This is a genomic window from Aquibium carbonis, from assembly GCF_003970795.1.
In the GTDB taxonomy this organism is placed as follows: Bacteria; Pseudomonadota; Alphaproteobacteria; order Rhizobiales; family Rhizobiaceae; genus Aquibium; species Aquibium carbonis.
The window spans coordinates 1-5,106 of the sequence record NZ_RWKW01000152.1; the positions used below are offsets into that span (position 1 = coordinate 1).

Below are 5,106 nucleotides of genomic sequence, written 5' to 3' on the forward strand. Positions count from 1 at the left end.
GCGGCGACGGGCATCGAAGCGCCGGGCGTCGCCTGCGCCCGACCGGGCAAGCCGGCGTCTCGCCCGCGCCCGGGACGCGGAGCCCGCCGCCGAGGGCGGGATCCGGTGCTGGATCGTCGCGACCGGTCAGGTGATGGGCGCGAGCCGGATTTCGACGCGGCGGTTGGCGGCGCGCCCGTCGGGCGTCGCGTTCGAGGCGATCGGCTGGGTATCGCCCAGGCCCAGGATGGAGAAGCGGCGCTGGTCCACGCCCTGCGCGCCGAGATAGTTGGCGACCGAGAGGGCGCGGCGCTGCGAGAGGCCGAGATTGTAGTTGGCGCTGCCAGTCGAATCCGTGTGGCCATAAACGTCGACGATCGTGCGGTTGAACTTCGTCAGCACCAGCGCCACCGAGTTCAGCGTGCCGTAGAACGACGCCTTGACCGCATCCTGGTCGGTGTCGAAGGTGATGTTCGAGGGCATGTTTAGAATGATCTGGTCGCCCTGGCGGGTGACGCTGACGCCGGTGCCCTGCAATTGCTGGCGCAGCTGCGCTTCCTGCTGATCCATGTAGCCGCCGATCGCGCCGCCGGCCAGCGCGCCGATGCCGGCGCCGAGCAGCGCGTTGCGCCGATCGTTTCCGCCGGCGAGCGTGCCGAGGCCCGCGCCGGCCAGGGCGCCGAGCGCGGCGCCGCCGGCCGTGTTGGAAATCTTCTGCTGCCCCGTATACGGGTCGGTCGTGCAGGCCGCGAGTGCGAGGCTGGCGACGCCGACGGCGGCAATCATGGTCTTCTTCATCGAAATCCCTCTCCTTGGTGCAAGGGCCCGGAGCCCGCCCGAGTCGCCTCTACGCCGGTCTATTGTCGGGAATTGCGGCGAAAAACGGAACGCCGTGTCCGCATGCCCGTTCGAAGCGCCAGGCCGTTCAGTTCTTGCGCCGCTTGCGGCCGTAGAGTTCGAGCCGATGGTGCAGGATGTCGTAGCCCAGTTCGCGCGCGATCTCGTCCTGCAACTTCTCGATGCGGTCCGACCGGAACTCGATCACGTCTCCCGTGTCGAGATCGATCAGATGGTCGTGGTGCTCCTCGCCCATATGTTCGAAACGCGATGGGCCGCCCGCGAAAGCGTGGCGCTGGATCGCGCCATGCTCCTCCAGCAGCTTCATGGTCCGATAGACCGTCGACAGCGAGATGCTGGCGTCGACGATGCAGGCGCGGCGGAAGATCTCGTAGGCATCGGGGTGGTCTTCGGTGCCGGCGATGATGTCCAGGATGATGCGTCGCGGACGGGTGATCCGCACCCCGGCGCGCCGGAGCTCGGCCTCGTAGTCCACCTTCGGTTTCGGCTGTGTCGTCATCGCCGGACTATGGTTCAGATGACAACGAGTTGCAAATAGGCCGCCCCCTGCCGGGCTTGTTGCAAATGATTTGCATTTGCGTTGACTCCCGCGCCCGACCCGCTATGTTCGTGTGACGATGCCTTTCGCGCGTTTCCGCCCGATCCGCCACGAGGAGAATTGACGCCCATGCTGAGATCGCTCGCTTTCGCCATCGCCGTTCTTCTCGCCGCCGGGCCGGCACACGCTGTAGACACGAAGCTGAAGGTCGTCACGACCTTCACCATCATCGCCGACATGGCGCGCAACGTCGCCGGCGACGCGGCCCAGATCGATTCCATCACCCGCCCCGGGGCCGAGATCCACAACTACCAGCCGACCCCGGGCGACATCCTCAAGGCGCAGGATGCCGACCTCGTTCTCTGGAACGGGCTTGGCCTGGAGCTGTGGTTCGAACGCTTCTTCGCCAATCTGCGCGACGTTCCGTCGGCGGTCGTCTCCGACGGCGTGGAGCCCATGTCGATCGGCGACGGCCCCTACACCGGCAAGCCGAACCCGCATGCCTGGATGTCGCCGTCCGACGCGCTGGTCTACGTCGACAACATCGCGGCGGCGCTTTCCGCCGCCGATCCCGCGAACGCGGCGGTCTATGCGGACAATGCGCAGGCCTACAAGGATCGGATCCGGGCGGCGATCGCCCCCATTCGCGCGCAGCTGAGCGCCATTCCGCCGGAGCGCCGGTGGCTCGCGACCAGCGAAGGCGCCTTCAGCTATCTGGCGCGCGACTTCGATCTGAAGGAGCTCTATCTCTGGCCCATCAATGCCGACAGCCAGGGCACGCCGCAGCAGATCCGGCGCGTGATCGACGTCATGCGAACCGAGAACGTTCCCGCGATCTTCAGCGAGAACACGGTTTCGGACAATCCGGCCCGCCAGATCGCCCGCGAAACCGGCGCGGCCTATGGCGGCGTTCTCTACGTCGATTCGCTGTCGGAGGCCGACGGGCCGGTGCCGACCTATCTGGACCTCCTGCGCATCACCACCGAAACCATCGCGAAAGGCTTGTCCGAGTGACCGAAGCAGCCAGGACCCCGGAAGCCGACGCGCTGCCGGGGATCGTCGCCAGAGACGTCGCGGTAACCTACCGGAACGGGCACACCGCTCTGTCCGGTGTCAGCTTTTCCATTCCGCAAGGGTCGATCACTGCGCTCGTGGGGGTCAACGGCAGCGGAAAATCCACGCTTTTCAAGGCGATCATGGGCTTCGTGCCGCTGGCGTCGGGCACGGTGACCATCCTCGGCCAGCCGGCGGGCCGCGCCCGCGACCGAAACGCGGTGGCCTATGTCCCCCAGGCCGAGGACGTCGACTGGAATTTTCCGATCCTGGTCGAGGACGTGGTGATGATGGGCCGCTACGGCCACATGAACGTCCTGCGGATCCCCAGGCGGATCGACCGGGAGAAGGTGGCCGCCGCACTCGACCGGGTCGGCATGGCCGACTTCCGCAAGCGCCAGATCGGCGAACTCTCCGGCGGACAGAAGAAGCGCGTCTTCCTGGCCCGCGCGCTGGCGCAGGAAGGCCGGGTGATCCTGCTCGACGAGCCCTTCACCGGCGTCGACGTCACCACGGAGGAGGCCATCGTCTCGCTGTTGCGGAACCTGCGCGCCGAAGGGCGCGTGATGCTCGTCTCCACCCACAATCTGGGCAGCGTTCCGGAGTTCTGCGACCGCGCGATCCTCATCAACCGCACCATTCTCGCCGCCGGTCCGACGGAGGCGGTGTTCACCCGCGCCAACCTGGAAATCGCCTTCGGCGGCGTGCTGCGGCATTTCGTGCTCGGCGGCACGGATCTCCACGACGACGCGGACCAGCGCCAGGTCACCGTCATCACCGACGACGAACGGCCCTTCGTCTTCTATGGCGAGGATGGCGTCGACGGCGCGGCCAGCCGGCCGTCGCAGGGGCCGGCGGACCCCATCCCCGCTTCCCGCGGCCGGGAGGCGCGGGACTGACCATGGACCTGCTGCTCGAGCCCTTTTCCTACGGCTACATGGTCAACGCGATCTGGGTCAGCGCGCTCGTCGGCGGGGTCTGCGCCTTTCTTTCCGCCTACCTGATGCTCAAGGGCTGGTCACTGATCGGCGATGCCCTGTCGCATTCGATCGTTCCCGGCGTGGCCGGGGCCTACATGCTCGGCCTGCCGTTTTCGCTCGGCGCCTTCCTGTCGGGCGGCCTGGCGGCCGGCGCCATGCTTTTCCTCAACCAGCGCACCAAGCTGCGCGAGGATGCCGTCATCGGCCTGATCTTCACCTCCTTCTTCGGGCTCGGGCTCTTCATGGTCTCGCTTTCGCCGACCTCGGTGAACATCCAGACCATCGTGCTCGGCAACATCCTGGCCATCACGCCACAGGACACGCTGCAACTCGTCATCATCTCCGGCGTCTCCCTGGTCGTGCTGCTGGCCAAATGGAAGGACCTGATGGCCGTGTTCTTCGACGAGACGCACGCCCGTTCGATCGGCCTCAATCCCTTCGCCCTGAAGATCGTGTTCTTCACGCTCCTGTCGGCCTGCACGGTCGCCGCCCTCCAGACCGTCGGCGCCTTTCTCGTCATCGCCATGGTCGTGACGCCGGGCGCGACGGCCTATCTCCTGACCGACCGCTTCCCGCGGCTGATCGCGGTTTCGGTCGCCGTCGGGTCGCTGTCGAGCTTCTTCGGCGCCTATCTCTCCTATTTCCTCGACGGCGCCACGGGCGGCATCATCGTGGTGCTCCAGACCCTCGTCTTTCTGGCGGCCTTCGTCTTTGCGCCGAAGCACGGCATGCTGGCGGCTCGCCGCAAGGCGCGGGCCACCATGCTGGAGCGCGCATGATCGACCACCTCCTGCTTCCCTTCCAGTTTCCGTTCATGCAGCAGGCCTTTGCCATTTCCCTGCTGGTGGCTGCGCCCATGGCGCTGCTGTCGACCTTCCTCGTGCTCAAGGGCTGGTCGCTGATGGGCGACGCCATCAGCCATGCCGTCCTGCCGGGCATCGTCATCGCCTACATAATCGGCATCCCGCTCGCCGTCGGCGCCTTCGCGGCGGGGATGATCTGCGCCCTTGCCACCGGCTTTCTCAAGGAAAACAGCCGCGTCAAGGAAGACACGGTGATGGGCGTCGTCTTTTCCGGCATGTTCGGTCTCGGGCTCGTGCTCTATGTCGGCATCCAGACCTCGGTTCACCTCGACCACATCCTGTTTGGCGACATGCTCGGCGTCACCTGGCGCGACGTCGCCGAAAGCGGGCTGATCGCGGCGCTCGTCTCCGGTCTGCTCGTCCTGCGCCGCCGCGATCTGCTCGTTCTGGCGTTCGATCCCCAGCATGCCCGCGCCATCGGGCTGCCGGTCAGGCTGCTCCACTACGGGCTCCTGGCCATCCTGTCGCTGACCATCGTCGGCGCGCTGAAGGCCGTCGGCATCATCCTCGCCATCGCCATGCTCATTACGCCGGGCGCCACCGCCTTCCTCATCGCCCGCAGGTTCGAGACGATGATGGCGATCTCGCTCGCCGTATCGCTCGTCGCGTCGTTCCTCGGCGTCTACCTGTCCTTCTTCATCGACAGCGCCCCGGCGCCCACCATCGTTCTCCTGATGACGGCAGGCTTCATCCTGGCGTTCATGCGCGCCCGCCACCTCGCCGCCCGGGCCTCGGAACGCATCGCGACGCCCTAAAGCGTGTCGCGTCCAATACGGTTCATTCTGCCGAGGATGGTTTGGGACAAGGTCGAGGTCTATGTCGATCGTCGGGCTGG

General features: G+C 66.6%; 6 protein-coding genes. 4 read left to right on the plus strand and 2 right to left on the minus strand.

The window, feature by feature from the left end:
* Positions 1-126 precede the first annotated feature (126 nt).
* Both EJC49_RS24945 and EJC49_RS24950 read right to left on the minus strand, forming a co-directional pair.
* A complete protein-coding gene (locus EJC49_RS24945) occupies positions 127-777 on the minus strand; it encodes a YiaD family glycine zipper/OmpA-like lipoprotein (protein WP_126702636.1) in 651 nt (216 codons plus the stop codon).
* Positions 778-904: 127 nt separating this feature from the next.
* The gene (locus EJC49_RS24950; RefSeq protein ID WP_126702637.1) at positions 905-1,336 is read right to left on the minus strand and encodes a Fur family transcriptional regulator; all 432 of its coding nucleotides are present in this window, start codon (positions 1,334-1,336) and stop codon (positions 905-907) included.
* Positions 1,337-1,504: 168 nt separating this feature from the next.
* Here EJC49_RS24950 and EJC49_RS24955 point away from each other — a divergent pair, with 168 nt between their 5' ends.
* The 4 genes from EJC49_RS24955 to EJC49_RS24970 are packed head-to-tail and all read left to right on the plus strand — an operon-like array spanning position 1,505 to position 5,026.
* Positions 1,505-2,389 carry a metal ABC transporter substrate-binding protein gene (locus tag EJC49_RS24955; RefSeq protein ID WP_126702638.1) on the plus strand — a complete coding sequence of 295 codons (885 nt, stop codon included), beginning with the start codon at positions 1,505-1,507 and terminating at the stop codon, positions 2,387-2,389.
* Positions 2,386-3,327, plus strand: a complete 942-nt coding sequence (locus tag EJC49_RS24960) for a manganese/iron ABC transporter ATP-binding protein (protein WP_126702639.1) — start codon at positions 2,386-2,388, stop codon at positions 3,325-3,327. The genes EJC49_RS24955 and EJC49_RS24960 overlap by 4 nt, the downstream gene beginning before the upstream one ends.
* A 2-nt stretch (positions 3,328-3,329) precedes the next feature.
* Positions 3,330-4,187: a metal ABC transporter permease gene (locus tag EJC49_RS24965; RefSeq protein WP_126702640.1), complete on the plus strand. Its 858-nt coding sequence runs from the start codon at positions 3,330-3,332 to the stop codon at positions 4,185-4,187.
* The gene (locus EJC49_RS24970; protein WP_126702641.1) at positions 4,184-5,026 is read left to right on the plus strand and encodes a metal ABC transporter permease; all 843 of its coding nucleotides are present in this window, start codon (positions 4,184-4,186) and stop codon (positions 5,024-5,026) included. The genes EJC49_RS24965 and EJC49_RS24970 overlap by 4 nt, the downstream gene beginning before the upstream one ends.
* Positions 5,027-5,106 lie beyond the last annotated feature (80 nt).

What these genes read in the sequence shown, in the direction of transcription:
- EJC49_RS24945 (WP_126702636.1), bottom strand. Translation starts at nt 777, where the DNA reads ATGAAGAAGACCATGATTGCCGCCGTCGGCGTCGCCAGCCTCGCACTC.
- EJC49_RS24950 (WP_126702637.1), bottom strand. Translation starts at nt 1,336, where the DNA reads ATGACGACACAGCCGAAACCGAAGGTGGACTACGAGGCCGAGCTCCGG.
- EJC49_RS24955 (WP_126702638.1), top strand. Translation starts at nt 1,505, where the DNA reads ATGCTGAGATCGCTCGCTTTCGCCATCGCCGTTCTTCTCGCCGCCGGG.
- EJC49_RS24965 (WP_126702640.1), top strand. Translation starts at nt 3,330, where the DNA reads ATGGACCTGCTGCTCGAGCCCTTTTCCTACGGCTACATGGTCAACGCG.
- EJC49_RS24970 (WP_126702641.1), top strand. Translation starts at nt 4,184, where the DNA reads ATGATCGACCACCTCCTGCTTCCCTTCCAGTTTCCGTTCATGCAGCAG.